This is a genomic window from Actinoplanes sp. TBRC 11911, from assembly GCF_012933445.1.
Classification (GTDB): domain Bacteria; phylum Actinomycetota; class Actinomycetes; order Mycobacteriales; family Micromonosporaceae; genus Actinoplanes.
This window is the reverse complement of sequence record NZ_JABBNC010000039.1, coordinates 67,017-85,893: the sequence shown is the minus strand read 5'-3', so window position 1 is coordinate 85,893 and position 18,877 is coordinate 67,017. Positions and strand designations below refer to the sequence as shown.

Here is an 18,877-nt window from a genome sequence, read left to right as displayed (position 1 = left end):
GGTCGGCCGGTGACTTTAGCCCCGGAACCCCGTGAGGAATCGGTCGCGCCGCTGACGGTGCGGGCCAACGCGCCGGCCCGGATCGGGCCGACGATCGTCGAGCGCAAGCCGTTCGGCCCTGGCATTCCCGAGGGGGTGCGGTTGCGGCCGGCCGCACCCGGAGCCGGGTGGGCGTCGGCTTGCCGCTCGGGTGCGGCGTCGGCTTGCGAGCCGGGTTCGGCGGCTGCTGGGGCTTCGCCTTCCGCGGCAGCTGCGGCTTCTGCGGCGGCGGCTCGTCGGTGAGGGTTGCCGCGCTGGTCGTCGTCCTGCTTGCGGTGGCCGGGTGCTCGCCGTCCTCGGACAAAACCACTGCTGTGGCGCCGGCCGGGGGCGGGGTCACCGGCGTACCGGGGGAAACGACCTCGGCGCCGGCGCTCGCGGCACCCGAGCCGGCGCTGACGAAGGCCGCGCCGCGCCGGTCGCCCGCCAAGCGACTGCACGTTGAGCTGCCGTCGAGCGGGCGGTTCGTGGCGGCGGTGCAGCGACAAATGCCGCAATTCGTCGTGGACCGGCGCGACGACGAAGTGGCCGAGCTCGGTGAGATCGCCTGCCGTTCGCTGGCCGCGGGCAAGCGCGAATCGGTCGTGGCGCGTGCGATCACCGGGTACGGGGTGGGCGAACGGGACGCCCGCGAGCTGGTGGTGCTGGCCCGGGACAACGCGTGCCGACTCTCGGCCAAAAGTTAGAACCGGTCGGCGCCAAGACAGGACTCGAGTCGGATGCTGTCCGGCGGCGCACGCCTCAGGCTGGAACCCCGCAGCCCAGCAGGAGGTGACGATGACAGCTCGACGAATGCTCAGCCTGGTCGGCACGGCCGTGGGCGGACTGATCGGCTGGTCCGAGCCGCCGCCGTCGGCCGACCCGGCGAGCCTGCGCACCCTGCTCGCCGACCTTGGCGTGCGGGTGGGCGACGGCGACGAGGCGCTGGCCGAGGCGCTGCGCGAATTCCAGGCGCGGGTCGGGCTCCGGCCGGACGGCGTGGCCGGGCCGCGGACGGTGCATGTGCTTTCCCGGTACGCCAAGGAGGTGCGCGACCTTCGCCGGACGCTCGCCGCATAGGGTGTCCGGTGTGACCGAGACCTTGGTGACCTATCGCGACGAGGCCACCGGGGAGCGGGTCGGTCTCGACGCGGCCGAGGTCGGGCGGTGGACGGCAGCGACCGCCTCGCTGCTGAGCTCGGAGTGCGGGCTCGGACCCGGGGCGCGGGTCGCGGTGCTGTTGCCGCCGCACTGGCAGACGGCCGTGGTGCTGCTCGGGGCCTGGTCGGTGGGGATCGAGGTGTCGTTCCGCGGGTGGGCCACGGCGGGACTGTCCCCGGCCGGCCCGGAGGTGGACGCGTCGTTCGTGGCGTTCAGCCGGATCGGCAGCTGGCTGGACGCGGTGCCGGCGGCGCGGCATCAGTTCGCGCTGTTCCGGCCGGGAGCGCCCGATCGCGGGTGGCTGGACCAGGGATCCACCCACGACCAGGGGTCAGCGCACGACCAGGGGTCAGCGCACGACCAGGGGTCAGCGCACGACCAAGGTTCAGCGCGCTGCCAGGGATCAGCGCACGTTACCGGCGGCGCTCCCGTCCACAATTCCGATTTTTCGGATATTCCGGATGAGTACCGGGACTTTGTGACCGCCGTGCGGCCGCATCTCGGGGCGGATGCTCCTCGGTTCGCTGCCGGGGCTGCGGACGCGGCGGGGGACGCCGGCACCACGTTCGGCGAATACGGCGCGCTGGCCGTGGAGATCGCCGGCCGGAACGGGATCCGGGCCGGTGATCGCGTGCTGGTCGACGTCTCGGCCACCGAGCAACCGCTGACCTGGCTGCTCGCGCCGCTGTCCGCCGGTGCCTCGGTGGTGCTGGCGGACAACATCGATCCCGTACGCCTGGACTCCGTCATCGCCTCGGAGAAGATCACTCGCGTGATGCGCTGACCGGCCCCTCCCGGAGGTGGAGATCGCCGGGGCCGCGTAGCGTGGCCGCGCATGGCGGTATTCGATCAACTCGCCGAGCGTTACCAGGGCGAGCACGGCAGTAATCCCTTCCAGTCGGCGCTGATCGAGCGGATCAACCGGCTGCTCCCGTCCGGCACGTCGGTCCTCGACCTCGGCTGCGGCACGGGCATCCCGACGGCGAAGATCCTGTCCGAGACTGATCACCGCGTGATCGGAGTGGACATCTCGACCGGCATGTTGCGGCTGGCGCGCGAGCAGGTGCCGGACGCGGAGTTCGTGCACGCCGACTTCACCGAGCTGCCGGACGACTTCGGCGGGTTCGAGGCCGTGACCGCGTTCTTCTCGCTGCTGATGTTGAGCAGGGCCGACATCGAACGGACGCTGGACAAGGTCGCCGGCTGGCTGAAGCCCGGCGGCTACTTCGGCATCGGCATGGTGAACTTCGACGGCGACGGCCTCCCGTTCGATTTCCTGGGCGTGCCGGTGACCGTTTCCGGCTACCTGAAGGACGATCTGGCCGCGCTGCTGGAGGCGCACGGCTTCGCGGTGGTGAGCATCGAAACCGTGGAGTTCACCCCGCCCGCCGGCGCACCGGAGAGCCAGATCTTCGCCCTGGCCCAGCGCCCCGACTGACAACCGGCGCCGCAGCAGGCCAGCCGCGCAGCTGGCCCACGACCGGCAGCGCGTCCGCGGCCGACGGTCGGTAGCGCGTCCGAGGCCGACGGTCGCTAGCGCGTCCGCGGCCCACGGTCGGTAGCGCGTCCGCGGCCCACGGTCGGCGGCGCGTCCGAGGCCGACGGTCGGTAGCGCGTCCGCGGCCCACGGTCGGCGGCGCGTCCGCGGCCCACGATCGGTAGCGCGTCCGCGGCCCACGATCGGCGGCGCGTCCGCGGCCCACGATCGGTAGCGCGTCCGCGGCCCACGATCGGCGGCGCGTCCGCGGCCCACGATCGGCGGCGCGTCCGCGGCCCACGGTCGGAAGCGCGTCCCAGGCCCAGCAACGGCGGCGCGGCCCAGGCCTTGGCGAACGGCAGCGCGTCCCACGTGCCAGGCGGCAGCCGAGAGCGCGTCGGCGCGGCGGTCCCACTATCCGGACGAGAGTGTCCGTCTTGTGGACGCCGGTCCAAACAGGACGATCATTTTGTCCGTATCAGAGGCCTTTGTCGCCGCCGAAGCTTGCCCGATTTCGAGACCTTGGAGAGTTGCGCCCACATACGAGCCATAACTCTCCAAGGTCTCGAAAATCCGGCGATGGCAAAGCTGCGGGAGGGATTGCCAGGCGACATTTCCGATTTGTCGGCTGCGGGACCGCTCGCACAACTGGCGCAACGTGTTCGACCCGGCGGCCGGCCGAAAGCTCGGCACGCCGGAGCACGGTGCCTGATCACTGCCGCCTCCTTTAAAGATAAATTTCGTGAAATGTCGGTTTCGGAATCGACGGACGTGAGTTGGTGGCACGCGCGGGTGCGGTGTGCGGGGCGGGGGTGCTGAGGTGGGGTGCGGGTGCTGAGGCGCGGGGCTGAGGCGCGGGGCTGAGGCCTGGGCTGAGGTGCGGGGTGGCGGGGTGGGGGGCTGAGGCGTTCGGCGGGGGGTGTGTATGGGTGTCGATGGTGATGTAGGTGATAGATCGAGGGGGCGTAATTGCGTTGAAGACCTTACGGTCCGCAAGTGAGGATGGGGGCACCGCCGCTGACGCCCCCGAGCCCCAAGAGGACTGTCTTTCATGCGCTTGCTTCGAGACCTGTGGGCCACGTCGAGGAGCCGATCCTTCCTCGCCGCGCTGCTCATCGTGCTCGGCGCGGCCGGGCAGGCCGGTGCGCTCGCGCTGGCCGGCGCGGTTCTCGTCGACCGGTCGATGCCGCTGTTCGTGGTGCTCGCGGCCGCCCTGACCGCGTCCGTGCTCAGTGATGTGCTCGTCGGGCTGGTCGCCTCGGGGCTGACCGCGGACTGGGCCGCGCGGATCCGGCGCGGGCTGAACCGGGTGGCGTTCGGGCAGGATCTGCCGCGGCTGGAGAACACGCCGGTGGGTGAGCTGCTCGACCGCATCGACTCGGACGTCTACCAGGTCGGGGCCGAGTTACGGGGCAGCGGCGTGCGGATCGCGCAGTCCATCGCCGTCGCCTTTCTGAGCATTGTCACCGCGTTCTTCGTCTGGTGGCCGGCCGGTGTCGGCATGGTCTTCGTGTCGTTTCTGCTGTTCCTCACGATGAACAAGCCGATCCGCAAGCTGTCGCCGTTGCGGATCTCCGAGGAGGAGGCCTGGTCGGATCTGGCCGCGGTGATGGAGGAGTCCATCCACGGGCAGGACGACGTGCGGACCAGCCTGGCCGCGCCGTACGTGCGGCGGCTCTACGCGCGGCGGGCCAGCGAGGTGCTGCGCCGGGGCCGCCTGGTCTGGAAATACTCGTCGCGCATCACGATGGGTGCCGGCGCGATCACCCGTACGCTCATCGCGGTCCTCGTCGTCGTCGGGGCGTGGGCCCTGTTCACCGGTCACGTGGACGGCGCCCGGCTGACCGCCGTGTGGCTGCTGGCGCTCGGCTTCGGCGGCACTCTGGAGCACGTCACCCGCATGGTGCCCGAGCTGCAGAACGCGCTCGGCGCCTGGAGCCGCGTGCAGCTTCTGCAGGACGTGCCGCAGGAACCCACCGACGGTGTGCCGCCGGTCGAGGGCGATCTGGTCGTGCGGGATCTGACGTTCCGCTACAGCGAGGCGGACAGCGGCCGGCCACCCGCGCTGAAGGATGTCAACCTGACCTTCGCGCGCGGACGGTCGTACGCGCTGATCGGCCGCACCGGATCCGGCAAGTCGACCCTCGCGAAGATCCTGACCAGGGCGGTCGCCGTCCCGGACGGCAGTGTGTTCCTGGGCGGTGTCGACCTCAACGACCTGGCGGTGGACGGGCTGCGCCGGTGGACCGCGATCGTCCCGCAGCGCACCGAGATCCTGGCCGGCACGCTTGCCGAGAACATCGCGCTGTTCGACCCGGAGCTGTTACCCAAGGCCGCCGGCGCGCTCGACGAGCTGGGCCTCTCGCCGTGGGCGACGAGCCTGCCGGACGGCATCGACACCAAGCTCGGCGAGGGCGGCTACAAGTTGTCCGCCGGGCAGGAGCAGCTCGTCGCGTTCGCCCGGATCCTGGTGCGCGACCCGCAGGTGGTGATCCTCGACGAGGCGACCGCCCGGATGGACCCGGTCACCGAGTCGTGGGTGCAGCGCGCCACCGACCGGCTGCTCGAGGGCCGCATCGGCGTGATCGTGGCGCATCGGCTGTCCAGTGTGCAGCGCTGCGACGAGGTGGTCGTGCTCAGCGACGGCCAGGTGCTGGAGGCGGGGCCGCTGCGCGAGTCGCAACGGTTCGCCGAGCTGATGGCGAGCAGCAACCTGGCGGTGCCGGCCCTGGCGGGCGGCGGCGGCCTGATCCAGCGCGAGACCGACGAACCCGACTGGGACACCGCGGTGCAGGTCGAGCTCGGCGCCGAGGCGCTGACGAACACGCTGCCCACCGTCGAACCGCCGCCGCTGCCGACCGAGCCCCGCACCCGGACGATGCGCGAGATCGTGCGGCTGGCCACCAACGACAAGCGGTACGGCCTCGGCGCCGTCGCGCTGTTCATCATTCTGGTGCTGCTCGGGCTGGACGGTGCGATCCTGCCGCTGCTCTGGTCGAAGGTGGTCGACGGCATCGGCAACCCGCTGTACCCGGCGATCGGCATCGCGGCGGGCCTGCTGCTGGCGATCCCGACGCTGTATTACACCGGGGCCTGGTTCCCGGAGTGGTGGGTGCGGCAGATGCTGCGGATCAGCCTGCGTCTGGTGCACGGGCAGATCGGCCCGCGGCGGGTCAGCAAGCACACCCCGGCCGAGGTGGTCGCGCAGGGCGGCGACACCGAACGCGTGGTGATGCTCGCCGACAACCTGATCGACAACTTCACCAGCATCATCATGCTCGTGGTGATGACGCTGGCGGCGCAGTCGTTCGTGCCGGGGCTGTTCTTCCTCGGCACGATGCTGCTGTCCGGCCTGGCGGCGACGCTGTTCGGGCCCCGGCTGGAAAAGGCGGCCCGGCGTACGGTGCTGGCCCGCGCGGCGTTCGCGACGTCGCTCGTGTCGTCGCTGTCGGCGGCACGCACGGTCAAGCTGGCCGGCGCGACCGAGCCGGTGCTGAACCACCTGGCGAGCCTGGACGCGACGCGCAGCGACCGGCAGCGCCGGGAGATCTCGATCCAGGTGTGGGCCCGGTCCACGCCGTCGATCGTCAGCGGGCTGCTGCCGATCGCGGCCTGGGCGCTGTACCTGTCCGGGAGCCTGTCGTCGGCCGCGACGCTGATCGCGGTGGCCACGCTCGGCGCCGCCCGCTGGTTCGCCTGGACCACCGCGTCGCTGGTGTCGCAGCTGCCCAGCGCCCGGGTGTGGACCAGGCGCACGGTCGCGATGTCCGGCAAGGCGGAGTATTCCGAGGATGTGCCGGGCGTCGACCTGTCGGCCGGCACCGCCCCCGCGCCGCCGCTCGCGCCGCGCAAGCCGTTGCGCACGCTGGACCTGCGGAACTTCAGCGCGGTCCACGAGAACGGGACGCTGGGCGTGCAGGACGTCGACCTGCGGGTGGAACGCGGCGAGCTGGTCCTCGTGGTCGGCCCGGTCGGGTCCGGCAAGTCGTCGCTGTTGCGGGCCCTGGCCGGGATCGTGCACCACACCGGCGAGCTGAGCTGGAACGGCGAACGGGTGGACGAGCCCGAGGTGTTCCTGCGGCCCAACCAGGTCGGATATGTCGCGCAGCTGCCCCGGGTGCTGTCCGGGACGGTGGCCGACAACATCGAGCTGGGCCACGAGGTCGACGCGGCCGACGCGGTGACGACCGCGCAGCTCGAGCACGACCTGGCCGCGGCCGGCGGGGGGCTGCAGTTGCTGATCGGCCACAAGGGCACCCGGTTGTCCGGCGGTCAGCTGCAGCGGCTGGCGCTGGCCCGGGCGCTGGCGCCGCGCACCGAGCTGCTGATCGCCGACGACGTGTCGTCGGCGCTGGACGTGACGACCGAGCTGGACCTGTGGCACGCGCTGCGCGACCACGGCGTGACGGTCGTCGGGTCCACGTCGAAACGGGCGGCGCTGAGCCAGGCCGACCGGGTGGTCATCCTGATCGGCGGCCGCGTCGAGGACCAGGGCACGTGGGCCGACCTAGAGGACCGGTGGGGGCACCTGGCCGGCTGACAACGTCAGCAGGGTGATCTCGGAGGGCGCGAAGATCCGGAACGGCGGCCCCCAGAATCCGGTGCCCCGGCTCGTGTAGAGCTGGGTGCGCTCGGAGAACCGGGAGAGCCCGGCCAGCGCCGGCTGGTCGAGGCGGACCAGGTAGTGGAACGGCCACATCTGCCCGCCGTGGGTGTGGCCGGAGATCTGCAGGTCCACGCCGTGTTCGACGGCCCCGGCGACCTGGACGGGCTGGTGCGCGAGCAGCAGCACCGGCAGGTCGGGGTCGGCGCCGATCAGCGCCGCCTCGTGGTCGGCGTGGTGGCCGGGGATGCCGGAGCCGGCCGCGGTGCGGTCGTCGACCCCGGCCACCACCAGCGACGATCCGCCGCGCTGCACCAGCACGTGCCGGTTGTGCAGCGCCTCCCAGCCGATCGACGCCATGTACTCCACCCAGCGCTGCGCGCCGCTGAAATACTCGTGGTTGCCGGTCACATACACCCGGGCCAGGGTGGCCTTGATGTCGGCGAGGGGCTCGGTCTGGCGGCGGCGCTGCGCCACCTCGCCGTCGGCGATGTCCCCGGTGTGCGCGACCACGTCGGCGTCGAGGCTGTTCACCACCTCGGCCACGCGGCGCGACCAGGCGGTCCGGTCGATCGGGCCGTAGTGCGTGTCGGTGAGCAGCACCAGCCGCAAGCCGTCGAGCCCGGGACCCAGCCGCGGCACGGTGACGCTCACCCGCCGGACGCGGGGCACTCGTCTCGCTTCGGCGTACCCCCAGGCAAGCAGGACCAACGAGATCACCGCGACCACCAGGGTGGCGATGCGGAAGCGAGCCGGGGAGCCGACCCGCGCCGCCCAGAGCAGCGCGGCGAGGATCTCGCCGAGGATCGACCAGACGAACAGGACCCAGACGACGCCGAGCAGCACGTCGGCGGCGACCGCGACCCGGTCGTTGTGCCGGCGGCCGTGGCCGGAGGCCATCAGCAGCGGGAACGCGGCGAGCGCGACCGCGAAGACCACCGAGCCGGCCACCCGGACGGCGTGCGGCCAGTGGTTGCCGCTCATGATCAGGGTCCACCACGGCACGGCGAACAGCAGCACCAGGATGGCGCCGATCGTCGCCGAGAACCGGAGCACCCGGCCCACGTTCCGGCGGGGCCGGGTTTCGACGGAGTCGGCTGTCACATTTGAAAGAATGCCACTCACATGGGCGCGGCGCCGATCGCGTGGATAACGGTTGCGGGCACGATCAGATCCGCGTCGTCGCGGGTGGCCGCGATCAATACCGCGTTGCGCTCGTCGGTGCCGGTGGCCCAGGCCTGGGCGGCGGCCGGCGCCTTGCCGAACCGCACGTGCCGCGACACCAGCCGGTCCATGCGGGTGGGGCGGTCCAGGTCGGCGTACCAGATCTCGGCCATCAGCGGCGGCACCCGCCGCCAGCGCGGCTCGTCGACCAGCAGATAGTTGCCCTCGCTGATGATCAACCGGGCGGCCGGGTCGATCGGGATCGCGCCCGCTAGCGGTTGCTCGAGCACGCGCTCGAAGCCGGGCGCGTAGATCACGTCGTCCTGGTTCTCGATCAGCCGGCGCAGCAGCGCCGCGTACCCGAGGGCGTCGAACGTGTCCGGATGGCCCTTGCGGTCGCGCAGCCCGAGCCGCTCCAGCTCGACGTCGGCCAGGTGGAAGCCGTCCATCGGCACGTGCGCGACCCAGCCGGCCGGCAGCGCGGCCACCAGTTCCTCGGCGAGCGTCGTCTTCCCGGCGCCCGGCTGGCCGGTGATGCCCAGGATCGCCCGGCGGTCGCCGGTGACGAGGGCCCGCGCCCGCTCGACCAGGTCGTCGAAAGTCATGCAGGCAAGGTACGCGATCTCAGCGCAAAGTCAGACCCAGCCGCAGACCGGTCACGCCCGCCGGGGAGAGCGGCCGCGCGGTCGCCCTGGTCAGCTCCTCGCGCACCACCGGCGGCAGCTCGTCGCCGAGCGTGCGTAGTCGCGGGTAGAGATCGAGCACGTCGCGGTGGGTCAGCGCGCCGACGCCGATCAGCAGGCCGTTGACCGCGCCGGGCGTGCGCTCGAGCTCGGCGCACAGCTCGCGCCGCCACCGGACGTCCTCGACATGGGTGGCGAACTCGCGGGCGATGCGATTTCCCGACGGGTACGCCTCGTCCGGCGCGGCATGCCGGCCCAGGCGCGCCATCGCCGGGGCGAGACGGCACGAGATGCCGAGCAGCCGGCCCAGCTCCGGCACGGTCAGCACGTCCAGCCCCATCGCGCAGGTCTCGCACAACCGGTGGTACGTGCTGGCGTGCACCAGCGACGCCGGCCGCGGGCAGTCGCCGAGCGGCCCGCAGAGCCGGTCCAGGATGATCTCGGCGAGCGTGCCCTCGTGGTCGAAGCGGCCCACCCCGAAATAGGACGCGGGGGCGCTGCGATATCGCGACAGGGCCGCCCGGGTGCTGACGAACCCGTCGGGTTCCACGCTGATGCGTGGCGTGCCGCTGTCGGTGTGCAGGTGAATCAGTCGGAACATCAGCCGCTCCCGGTGGTACTGGTCGTACGTGTCTCGCCGGGGGATACGGCTTTAACAACCAGAGGGTTCAGCCGAACGTGTGGTGAGCGAGACTTTCGGCCTGCCCGGCTTCGAAGATCAGCGCGGGTAGCGTTGGCTCGCGTGACGTTGCCCGTGCTCATGTACCACTCGGTGTCCGCGGGGGGCGGCATGCTCGCCGTGCCGCCACGGCTGCTCGCCGAGCAGTTAAGCGCGCTCCGCGACGCCGGATACGAACTGGTCGGGCTGACCGAGGCCCTGTCCCGTTCCGATGAGGGCGGCCGGCTGCTCGCGGTCACCTTCGACGACGGCTACCGCAATTTCCTGACCGCCGGCCTGCCGGTCCTGCGCGAGACCGGGACCAGGGCCACCCTGTACGCCTCCACCGGTCACCTGGGCGCGCACGCCGACTGGCTGGGCGCGTCCGCCGCCGACTTCGGGCCGATGCTGACCTGGAACGAGCTGGCCGAGGTCGCCGCGTCCGGGATCGTCGAGGTCGGCAACCACAGCCTGGTGCACCACCCGCTCGACGTGCTGCCCCCGGCCCAGCTCCGCCGCGAGATCCTGCGCAGCCACGACGACCTGCAGCAGCGTCTGCAGAGGCCGGTGCGGTCGTTCGCCTATCCGCACGGCTATCACAACCGTCCGGTACGCGATCTCGTCGTCGCCGCGGGTTACGACAACGCGACCGAGGTGGGCCGCCGGTTGCACACGCCGCGCGAGTCCCGCTACGCCGTGCCCCGGTTGCAGCCGACGCCCGCGCACGCGGGATCCGACCTGATCGCGCTCGCCTCGACCGGGGAGCCGGGCCTGGTTCCCAAGGTCAAGCAGGTCGCGCAGCCCGGGTGGCGGCTGGTTCGCCGGGCGGCGCGGCTGGCCGGGAAGAAGCTCACATGAGGCGCCGCGCGTTACTCGGCGTATCGGTGGCCGGTGCGCTCGCCCTCGCCGGCTGCCGGACGTACCGTTCGTCGGCTCCGGTGGCCACCCCGGCGCTCCCGTCCGGCGGCGGACCGGTCCCCTTCACCCCCGGGAAGATCAAACTCGGGGCGTACGTGGACCTCAAAGGTTTGAGTGAGACCGACGCACTCGGCCTGCGCCGCCGCCAGCTCGGCCGGGCGGAGCGGATCGTGCACCGGTACTACTCGTGGACGGACCGGCTGCCGACCACGCTGTCGTACGTGCCGCCGGACAGCACGCTGATGGTCTCGTGGCGCGGGCCGCACTACTCGGTGATCAACGGCGGGTCGGCCGACCAGCTCGTCGCCGCCGCGGCCCGGCAGCTCAAGGCACGCGCCCAGCCCACCCTGCTGCGCTGGGGCTGGGACATGAACCGCGACTTCTACGCGTGGGGCGGCCCCGCGAACCAGAACGACACATCCGGATATGTCCGAGCCTGGCGGCGATTGCGGGAAATATTCGCCAAAGAGGGTGCGGACAACGTCTCCTGGGTGTGGAGCCCGAACTGGAACTCGCACCCCGACCTGGCCTGGAACACGGCGGCGCACTACTACCCGGGCGACGAGTACGTGGACTGGGCGGGCGTCTCCGGCTACGCCGAGGACCAGGCCCCCGGCGATCTTTTCGAGAACTTCTACGACACGTACGCCTCCACCAAGCCGATCATGCTCACCGAGGTCGCCGTGGTGGACCGCGGCGGCGCCAGCAAACCGCAGTGGATCAGCTCGTTACGTGACTGGGTGAAGCAGCGGCCCGCCGTCGGCGCGGTCGTCTGGTTCGACACCGACACCCATCCCGGCTCCACCGAGAAGTGGCGCGTCGACTCCACCCCGGCGTCGCTCGCCGCCTATCGCGCCATGTCGGACGATCCGGCGTTCCGCGGGTGACCGCCGCCCATCGCCTGGCCGGTCCGCGGCACGCCGTGCCGCGGCGACACCCGCTGATCATCGCGTTCGTCGTGCTCGTGATCCTCGGTGCCGGCGGGTTCGAGCTGTGGCGCAGCGTGGCGCACGAGGGGCCACCGGACGTCGCGGCCGCCGGACCCGGCTACTGGGTGTCCACACACGGCAGCGACCGCGCGGCCGGCACCCCGGCCAGCCCGTGGCGCACCATCCAGCACGCGGTGGCGCTTGCCCCGGCCGGGTCGAAGATCTTCGTGCGGGGCGGGAACTACGCGCCGTTCCAGCTCGACCGGGCCGGCCTGACGGTCACCTCGGCGCCCGGGGAGCGGGCCACGATCGTCGGCAGGTCCGGCACGCGCAACGTCGTCACCGTCACCGCCGGCGGCACCACCGTGGCGAACCTGACCGTGCAGGGCTGCGTGCCGAACCCCCGCGCCAACGTCGACATCACCGGCGACGAGGGCAGCGGCATCCGGATCGACCAGACCGGCAAGGTCACCGTGAGTGGCGTGACGGTGCGCGACAGCGACGGCCACAACGCCGCCGGGCTGCCCGTCGGCTGCTACGGCGTGCTGGTCACCGACTCGACGGACGTGCACGTCACGAAGTCCGACGTGTACCACAACGGGGCCGGCATCGTGGTCTCCGGCGGCGGCGGACGCGGCGTGCTGGTCGACGACAACGACGTGCACGACCAGAACGTGATCATCTGGAACAGCGCCGCACCCGACGACGACTTCGGCGGGTACGGGCTGGCCGCCACCTTCGTCAGCGAGTCACCCGGCCCGGTCTTCCGCGGCAACACCGTGCAACGCAACCACGGCGAGTCCAGCGACTACGGCGACGACGGCGGCGGCATGGAGCTCTACGACGCCTCGAACATCACGATCTCGCAGAACACGTTCGAGGCCAACGACGGTGTGATGGAGACCGGCACCTCCGGGCGCAGCGCCTGCGGCGGCACCGTCTTCTCGGACAACAAGGCGATCGGCACCGGCCCCGACTTCGACACCGGGCTGGTGCTGCGCTGCGGCACCGGCATGGTGATCAGCGGCAACACCTTCACCAACATGGCCAAGTTCACGTTCCTGCTGCAGACCGGCGGCGACTTCGCCGGCAAGATCGACGGCACCCGCATCACCGGCAACGAGGTCACCCGCCGGGCGGGCGTCGCGATCTGGCGTCTGCAGTACGCCTCGGCCCAGCCCACCGGCCTGGCGATCGAGCACAACCGGTACGCCGGCCCGGCCACCGGCTTCGCCATCCTGCACGGCGTCTCGAGCGAGGACACCGTCACCTTCGACGGCTGGCGCGCGGCCACCGGCTTCGACGCGGGCTCGTCCGTAAGCGACCCGTAATCGCGTACCGGGCAATCGCCCGTAATGATTCACCCATGGTGACGCTCGTACTGATCGGATTTGTCGGTGGTCTGATCACGGGCATCTCACCCTGCGTACTGCCGGTGCTGCCGGTGGTGTTCATGTCGTCCGGCGGCTCGTCCCGCTCCCGCCGGCCCTTACTGGTGGTGCTCGGGCTGACGCTCAGCTTCAGCGTGTTCACCGTGCTCGGCTCGCTGGTCCTGCGGGCGTTGCCGCTGCCGCAGGACATCATCCGCTGGGCCGGCATCGGCATCCTCGTGGTGCTCGGCATCGGCATGATGATCCCCAAGTTCGAGGCCCTGCTGGAAGCCCCGTTCACCCGGCTCACCCCGTCGCGTGTCCGCGGCCGCGACCGCGGCGGTTTCGTGCTCGGCCTGGCACTCGGCGCGGTCTACGTGCCGTGCGCCGGCCCGGTCCTCGCGACCATCGCGGTGGCCGGCGCGACCGGCCGGTTCGGTCCGTCCACGCTGGCGCTGACCATCGCGTTCGCGGCCGGCACCGCCATCCCGCTGCTGATCTTCGCGCTGGCCGGGTGGCGGGTCACCGACCGGCTCAAGGCGTTCCGCACCCGCCAGCGCGGCATCCGCATCGTGGCCGGCGCGGTGGTCGTCGGGCTCGCGGTGGCGCTGACCTTCAACGTGACCGACGCCGTGCAGAAGGCGATCCCGGACTACACCAGCGCCCTCAACAACAAGATCAACCAGGCCGGCGCGGTGGCGAAGGCGCTCGGCGGCGGCGCGACCGGCGCGCTGGCCGACTGCCAGACCGAGGCCGAGCAGGCACCGCACCCGGTGCTGCAGAACTGCGGGCCGGCACCCCAGCTGACCGGGCTGACCGGATGGCTGAACACGCCCGGGGACGCGCCCGTCGCGACCACCGGCAAGGTCACGCTGGTCGACTTCTGGGCGTACTCGTGCATCAACTGCCTGCGGGCGGCGCCGCACGTGGAGGCGTGGAGCAAGGCGTACGCGGCATCCGGCCTGCAGGTCATCGGCGTGCACACCCCGGAGTACGCGTTCGAGCACGTCGCGTCGAACGTGGCAGCCGGGGCGAAGCGGGCCGGGATCACCTACCCCGTGGCGCTGGACAACAACTACGCCACATGGGACGCGTTCCACAACGACTCCTGGCCGGCCGACTACCTGATCGACGCGACCGGTCAGATCCGCTACGTCGGGGTCGGCGAGGGGGCGTACGGGGAAACCGAGTCCTTGATCCGGCAGTTGCTGACCAGCGCGCACCCCGGGGCGGCGCTGCCGAAGGCGACCGACGTGCCGGACCAGACGCCGACGTCACCGTTCCAGACGCCCGAGACGTACCTGGGTGCCGCCCGTGGGCAGAGCTACCAGGGCGACACCCCGTTGCAGCCGGGGGTGGCGACGTTCACCTTGCCGAAGGAACTCAACGAGGACGCGTTCGGCCTGGGCGGCACGTGGAAGGTGTCGGACGAGTCGATCACCGCGCAGAAGGACGCGGTGATCACCCTGCGGTACACGGCGGACGACATCTATCTGGATCTGAGCGGCACGGGCACGCTGACCGTGACGGTGCAAGGGCAGACGCACACGTACGCCGTGGGGGGCGCCCCGGACATCTACACCGTCCTGCACCGGACCAGCCTCGGGCAGGGCGTCCTGACGGCGAAGTTGTCGCCGGGGTTGAGCGCGTACTCGTTCACGTTCGGTTAGGAGCCGTCCCGGAAAGCGGTGGCCTGGGCGTGGAGGCGCTTCGCTCCTATCGCGTCGGTCCAGCGGGCTATCTCCTCGGCCAGGCGGGTGGCGGCGGGCTCGTCGCCCAGGTCCCGGTACAGGAGCGCCAGCAGCATCTGCTGGGAGAGGGTGCCGGGGACCAGGCCGTTCTTGGCGCCGAGATGGGTGGCTCGTTTCCAGCGCTCGCCGGCGCTTGTCAGGGCGCCGTTGTCCCGGTCGTGGTCGCCGAGGTGGCGCAGGGCCTCGCGGGTGAGCAGGTCGTCGCCTTGCTCGCCGGCTCGTAGCGCGGCCTCGTAGTGTTCGGGGGCGGCGTCCCGCTCGGCCAAGAGGTTGTCGAGGATCAGGCCCAGATACATTCGGGCCCAGCCGTGGCGAGTCGGGTCGGGGGCGTCGTCGGACAGGTCGGTCGCGCGTCGGCGCAGCTGGGCGAGGATGGTGGCGTCCTTGCCGTCGGGGCCGAAGCGGGGTGCTCCGCCGCCGGCCAGTTGGTCGAAGTAGTCGTGCCGCAGGCGGAGGAAGTCCACGTCCCAGCAGCGGCCGGCGCGTTGTTCGGCGATGGACACCCGGTCACCGGCCAGGGCCGTGGCGGCGAACAGGTCACTTTGGAGAGCGACCTCCGCGGCGGTGCGGGCGATTTTCGCTCGGTCGTCATCGGTCGCGTCATTGGCGTGCGCCGCGTCGGCGGCGTCCAGTAGGGACAGTGCTCGCTGCCAGCGGCCCGCTCGCGCCAGGTCCAAGGCCGCGGCGAGTGTCTCGTCGAGATACGTCATGGCGCGGACGGTAGTTATCGGAAAAACTATCCACAAGAAAACTACTTGGGGAGTGCGGGTGCGAGACTCGGCCGATGATCACGTCGCCACCTGGGCCGCGGAGCTCGACTGGCTGGACCCGGTCCGGGAGGCGATCATCGTGCGGCTGACGATCCTCAACCGGCACCTGACACAGGCCCGGCGGGCGGCGCTGGCCGCGGGCGGTCTCGAGCGGTGGCAGTTCAAAATCCTGCTGGGGTTGCGCCGCGGCGGCCCGCCGTACGAGGCGAGCCCCTCCGACCTGGCCGACCGGCTCGGGCTGACGCGCGGGGCGTTGTCGGCCCGGCTGCGCCCGCTGGAGGCCGCCGGGCTGATCGAGCGCAGCGGCGAGACCGAAGACCGGCGGCGCGTCCGGGTGCGGCTGACCGACGCCGGTTACGCCGCGTTCGAACGCCACGCGGGCCGGGAAAGCCGGGACGAGGCGGCTTTGCTCGCGACACTGACCCCGGCCGAACAGCAGACGCTCGCCGACCTGCTGCGCACACTCGTACGGGGAACCGAGGTCTAGCGGTGTCAGCACCGCGGAATGAGCAAGACTTGCGTACGGGCGAGCATTCTGCTGCCGGCGAATTCGATATTTCCTTCGATCGGAGAAGCGGCGAAGGGTGACTCGTGAGCCTGGCAGGTTATGACGTTGTCGTGGTGGGCGCCGGCACCGCCGGATGTGTGGTGGCGGCCCGGCTGGCCGGTGCGGGGGCGCGGGTTCTGCTCACCGAGGCCGGCAACGGCGGGCCACCGGCCGGCGCGGACGTGCCGGCGGCGTTCCCGTCGTTCGTCGGCAGCAGCGCCACCTGGGGAGATGTCACCACCCCGCAGCCGGGCACCGGCACCTCCCCGGCACTGGCCCGGGGCCGCGGTCTCGGCGGTTCGTCCGCCATCAACGGCATGATCTTCGCGCGCGGGCATCACTCCGGTTACGCGGACTGGCCGGTGGGCTGGCGTTTCGACGATCTGCTGCCGTACTTCAAGCGCAGCGAGAACGCGGCCGGTCGCGACCCGGCGGTGCGCGGCGTCGGAGGGCCGCTGACCGTGAGCCCGGCCAGTCCGATGAGGCCGGTGATCCAGGCCGGGCTCAACGCCGCGGTCCGGGCGGGATTCAGCCGCGTCGACGATGTCAGCAGTGGACTCGTCGAAGGCTTCGGACCGGTCGACCTGAACATCGTCGCGGGGCGCCGGCAGAGCGTCGTCGACGCGTACCTCCGGCCGGCCCTGGGTCGCGGCACCATCGACGTGGTCGGTGACGCCGTGGCGCAACGTCTGCTGTTCCACCGGAGCCGCTGCGTCGGCGTGCAATACCGCAAAGGGCTGACCACGGTGACGGTGATGTGCGACATGGTCGTGCTGGCCGCCGGGGCGATCGGAACGCCGCAGCTGCTGCTCCGGTCCGGCGTCGGGCCGCGGCGCGACCTCGGCTCTTACGGCATCGAGACGATCCACGACCTGCCCGGCGTCGGCGCCGGCCTGCAGGACCACCCACTGACCAGCATCGTGTACGAATCGGCGCGTCCCGTCGAGCAGCGGGCGTCCAGCAATCACGCCGAGGCGATCGGTCTCGTCCGCAGTGGTCCGCACCTGATCCAGCTCGTGCTGATGGACTACGCGCGGCGGCTGCCCGGGATCGCCGCGCCCGAACACGGGTTCACCATCGCGGTGGCGGTGATCCGGCCGCACAGCCGGGGAAGCGTACGGCTGGCGGATGCGAACCCGGAGACGCCACCGATCATCGATCCGGCGTATTACCGCGACGAGCGGGACGTGGACGCTGCCGTGGCCGGGCTGCGGATCGCGGAACGCATCGGGAACGAGCATTCATGGCGTAAGGCGACGGTCGCTCCTGGTGACGAAGAGCCGGCCGCCTTCGTACGCCGTACGACCTCCTCTTATTTTCATCCGGTCGGCGGCTGCGCCATCGGTGACGTGGTCGACGAGCGGCTCCGCGTCCGGGGACTGGACGGCATCGTGGTGGCCGACGCATCGGTGATGCCGTCCATCCCGGCCGGAAACCCGCAGGCCACGGTGTACGCGATCGCCGAACGCGCGGCCGAGCTGATCCGGGCGCGTTCGCTGTAACTAAATGTCTGGCGTGCCACATCCTCGAACCGATTTCCGCCGATGCGTGTGGGAACAAGTGCAAGGCACTAGCACAGTTCATCGGAGGAGAACAGGCATGAACAGGCACTTGCGGGTCGGCCGAGTGGCGGTTGCTGTCGCGGCGATGGGTTTGCTGGCCGCGTGCGGCACGAGCGGCAACTCGTCCGGCTCGTCGACCGGGTCGGCCGGCTCATCCGGCAGCGGAGGCGGAAGCACCGCGGCCTCCACCATGATCGGCACCACGAACACCAAGCTCGGCACCGTGCTGACCGGCGCGAACGGCTTCACGCTCTACATGTTCTCCCCGGACACGTCGACAACGTCCATGTGCACCACGGCCGGCGGCTGCTCGTCGCTGTGGCCGCCGGCGGCCGGAACGGGAATGCTGTCCCCCGGCACGACCCTGCCCGGCAAGCTGGGGACGATCACGCGCCCGGACGGGACGACGCAGGTTACGTACCAGAACCACCCGCTGTACACGTACACGAAGGACTCGGCTGCGGGCCAGGTCAACGGTGAGGGTGTGCTGAACATGTGGCATGTGGTTAAGCCGACTACGGCGGCGCTGCCGACTGCGGCGCAGGCGCCGGCGACGACGGCTCCCGCGCCGGCCGGTGGGGGCGGGGTTGGCGGGTACTGATCGACAGTGAGGGCGGCTGCTGGTCGATAGTGAGGGCGGCTGCTGGTCGATAGTGAGGGCGGCTGCTGGTCGATCGTGAGGGCGGCGACTGCTGGTCGACTGTTGCGGCGTCGGCTGCTGGTTGAGAGTGGTGGTAGCGCCCGTTGATCGGCAGCAGCGGAAGTTGGCGACCGCTGGTCGATAGTGACGGCGGCGGCGGCTGGTCGATGGCGATGTCGGAGCGTCCTGACTGACAGCGTAGATGGCTCCTACAGATCGGCGATGACGGGCCTGCGGTAGCCGCGGGCCCGTCTGCCGGTCACCTGTGGACGAACGCGCAAAAATGTCGGTGCCCCCTGCTTGAATTGCCCCCACCCAGGAACCGGGCGGGGGAGGAGGCGGCCCTGCGGCGGTTTTCCAGCGTGTGTTCGCTGCCAGGACCAGGGCGGTGGCGATTGGCGTCATGGGTTGGCTCCGGCTGAGTGCGTGGGCATGCTGCGTATGGCCGGTTGCGGTCGGTGGCTGGTTGCCCTTGGTCGCCATGGCGGCGCGGTCGACGGTGGCGGTAGGTGCCGCCGGCCGGGCGCGGGGGCGGTTGAGGTTCTGCGTGCGCGAGGCGTGGTGGACGGCTCGGTTGTCGGGGTCCGGTTGCGGCTGTAAGAGCGGATGCCGGTGCGCCGACGACG

The 18,877-nt window shown here is 71.3% G+C and carries 16 protein-coding genes; 12 read left to right on the top strand and 4 right to left on the bottom strand.

Annotated features, from left to right (window positions below):
- The first annotated feature begins 167 nt into the window (after window positions 1-167).
- The 5 genes from HH310_RS36430 (at window position 168) to HH310_RS36410 (ending at window position 7,196) form a co-directional block, all read left to right on the top strand.
- On the top strand, window positions 168-725 hold the full coding sequence (locus HH310_RS36430) for a DUF732 domain-containing protein (RefSeq protein ID WP_169180283.1): 558 nt from the start codon (window positions 168-170) through the stop codon (window positions 723-725).
- Between the two features lie 91 nt (window positions 726-816).
- Window positions 817-1,098 carry a peptidoglycan-binding protein gene (locus tag HH310_RS36425; protein WP_169180282.1) on the top strand — a complete coding sequence of 94 codons (282 nt, stop codon included), beginning with the start codon at window positions 817-819 and terminating at the stop codon, window positions 1,096-1,098.
- Window positions 1,099-1,108: 10 nt separating this feature from the next.
- The gene (locus HH310_RS36420) at window positions 1,109-1,963 is read left to right on the top strand and encodes a TIGR03089 family protein (protein ID WP_169180281.1); all 855 of its coding nucleotides are present in this window, start codon (window positions 1,109-1,111) and stop codon (window positions 1,961-1,963) included.
- Window positions 1,964-2,014: 51 nt separating this feature from the next.
- The gene (locus tag HH310_RS36415) at window positions 2,015-2,617 is read left to right on the top strand and encodes a class I SAM-dependent methyltransferase (RefSeq protein ID WP_169180280.1); all 603 of its coding nucleotides are present in this window, start codon (window positions 2,015-2,017) and stop codon (window positions 2,615-2,617) included.
- Window positions 2,618-3,707: 1,090 nt separating this feature from the next.
- Window positions 3,708-7,196, top strand: coding sequence for an ABC transporter ATP-binding protein (locus tag HH310_RS36410; protein WP_169180279.1), 3,489 nt, complete (start codon window positions 3,708-3,710; stop codon window positions 7,194-7,196).
- Here HH310_RS36410 and HH310_RS36405 read toward each other — a convergent pair.
- Genes HH310_RS36405 through HH310_RS36395 form a run of 3 tightly spaced genes read right to left on the bottom strand, consistent with a single transcriptional unit; the run spans window position 7,164 to window position 9,707 of the window.
- Window positions 7,164-8,363, bottom strand: a complete 1,200-nt coding sequence (locus HH310_RS36405; protein ID WP_312034558.1) for a metallophosphoesterase — start codon at window positions 8,361-8,363, stop codon at window positions 7,164-7,166. The two genes, HH310_RS36410 and HH310_RS36405, sit on opposite strands and share 33 nt — an antisense overlap.
- A 17-nt stretch (window positions 8,364-8,380) precedes the next feature.
- Window positions 8,381-9,028, bottom strand: a complete 648-nt coding sequence (locus HH310_RS36400) for a nucleoside/nucleotide kinase family protein (protein WP_169180278.1) — start codon at window positions 9,026-9,028, stop codon at window positions 8,381-8,383.
- A gap of 19 nt (window positions 9,029-9,047) precedes the next feature.
- On the bottom strand, window positions 9,048-9,707 hold the full coding sequence (locus HH310_RS36395) for a hypothetical protein (protein ID WP_169180277.1): 660 nt from the start codon (window positions 9,705-9,707) through the stop codon (window positions 9,048-9,050).
- A gap of 141 nt (window positions 9,708-9,848) precedes the next feature.
- Between HH310_RS36395 and HH310_RS36390 the strand changes: the two genes are divergently transcribed.
- The 4 genes from HH310_RS36390 to HH310_RS36375 are packed head-to-tail and all read left to right on the top strand — an operon-like array spanning window position 9,849 to window position 14,651.
- Complete coding sequence (locus tag HH310_RS36390) at window positions 9,849-10,622, top strand: polysaccharide deacetylase family protein (RefSeq protein WP_169180276.1); 774 nt, start codon at window positions 9,849-9,851, stop codon at window positions 10,620-10,622.
- Entirely contained in the window at window positions 10,619-11,569 is a 951-nt protein-coding gene (locus HH310_RS36385; RefSeq protein ID WP_169180275.1) for a glycoside hydrolase family 26 protein, read from the top strand. The genes HH310_RS36390 and HH310_RS36385 overlap by 4 nt, the downstream gene beginning before the upstream one ends.
- Window positions 11,566-12,942, top strand: coding sequence for a right-handed parallel beta-helix repeat-containing protein (locus tag HH310_RS36380; protein ID WP_169180274.1), 1,377 nt, complete (start codon window positions 11,566-11,568; stop codon window positions 12,940-12,942). The genes HH310_RS36385 and HH310_RS36380 overlap by 4 nt, the downstream gene beginning before the upstream one ends.
- A 35-nt stretch (window positions 12,943-12,977) precedes the next feature.
- Window positions 12,978-14,651, top strand: a complete 1,674-nt coding sequence (locus HH310_RS36375) for a cytochrome c biogenesis protein CcdA (RefSeq protein ID WP_169180273.1) — start codon at window positions 12,978-12,980, stop codon at window positions 14,649-14,651.
- On the opposite strand, the gene HH310_RS36370 is transcribed toward HH310_RS36375, so the two are convergent.
- Complete coding sequence (locus HH310_RS36370; protein ID WP_169180272.1) at window positions 14,648-15,442, bottom strand: hypothetical protein; 795 nt, start codon at window positions 15,440-15,442, stop codon at window positions 14,648-14,650. The genes HH310_RS36375 and HH310_RS36370 overlap by 4 nt on opposite strands.
- A 58-nt stretch (window positions 15,443-15,500) precedes the next feature.
- On the opposite strand from HH310_RS36370, the gene HH310_RS36365 reads away from it, so the two are divergent.
- The 3 genes from HH310_RS36365 to HH310_RS36355 all read left to right on the top strand — a co-directional run bounded on the left by HH310_RS36365 (window position 15,501) and on the right by HH310_RS36355 (window position 18,212).
- Window positions 15,501-15,989, top strand: coding sequence for a MarR family transcriptional regulator (locus HH310_RS36365; protein ID WP_169180271.1), 489 nt, complete (start codon window positions 15,501-15,503; stop codon window positions 15,987-15,989).
- Between the two features lie 104 nt (window positions 15,990-16,093).
- The gene (locus tag HH310_RS36360) at window positions 16,094-17,551 is read left to right on the top strand and encodes a GMC family oxidoreductase N-terminal domain-containing protein (protein ID WP_211193053.1); all 1,458 of its coding nucleotides are present in this window, start codon (window positions 16,094-16,096) and stop codon (window positions 17,549-17,551) included.
- Window positions 17,552-17,648: 97 nt separating this feature from the next.
- Complete coding sequence (locus HH310_RS36355; protein ID WP_169180270.1) at window positions 17,649-18,212, top strand: hypothetical protein; 564 nt, start codon at window positions 17,649-17,651, stop codon at window positions 18,210-18,212.
- The last annotated feature ends 665 nt before the right edge of the window (window positions 18,213-18,877 follow it).

Excerpts from the sequence above, each read along its gene's own strand:
- HH310_RS36425 (WP_169180282.1), top strand. The coding sequence starts at position 817 with ATGACAGCTCGACGAATGCTCAGCCTGGTCGGCACGGCCGTGGGCGGA.
- HH310_RS36415 (WP_169180280.1), top strand. The coding sequence starts at position 2,015 with ATGGCGGTATTCGATCAACTCGCCGAGCGTTACCAGGGCGAGCACGGC.
- HH310_RS36410 (WP_169180279.1), top strand. The coding sequence starts at position 3,708 with ATGCGCTTGCTTCGAGACCTGTGGGCCACGTCGAGGAGCCGATCCTTC.
- HH310_RS36400 (WP_169180278.1), bottom strand. The coding sequence starts at position 9,028 with ATGACTTTCGACGACCTGGTCGAGCGGGCGCGGGCCCTCGTCACCGGC.
- HH310_RS36395 (WP_169180277.1), bottom strand. The coding sequence starts at position 9,707 with ATGTTCCGACTGATTCACCTGCACACCGACAGCGGCACGCCACGCATC.
- HH310_RS36385 (WP_169180275.1), top strand. The coding sequence starts at position 10,619 with ATGAGGCGCCGCGCGTTACTCGGCGTATCGGTGGCCGGTGCGCTCGCC.
- HH310_RS36375 (WP_169180273.1), top strand. The coding sequence starts at position 12,978 with ATGGTGACGCTCGTACTGATCGGATTTGTCGGTGGTCTGATCACGGGC.
- HH310_RS36370 (WP_169180272.1), bottom strand. The coding sequence starts at position 15,442 with ATGACGTATCTCGACGAGACACTCGCCGCGGCCTTGGACCTGGCGCGA.
- HH310_RS36355 (WP_169180270.1), top strand. The coding sequence starts at position 17,649 with ATGAACAGGCACTTGCGGGTCGGCCGAGTGGCGGTTGCTGTCGCGGCG.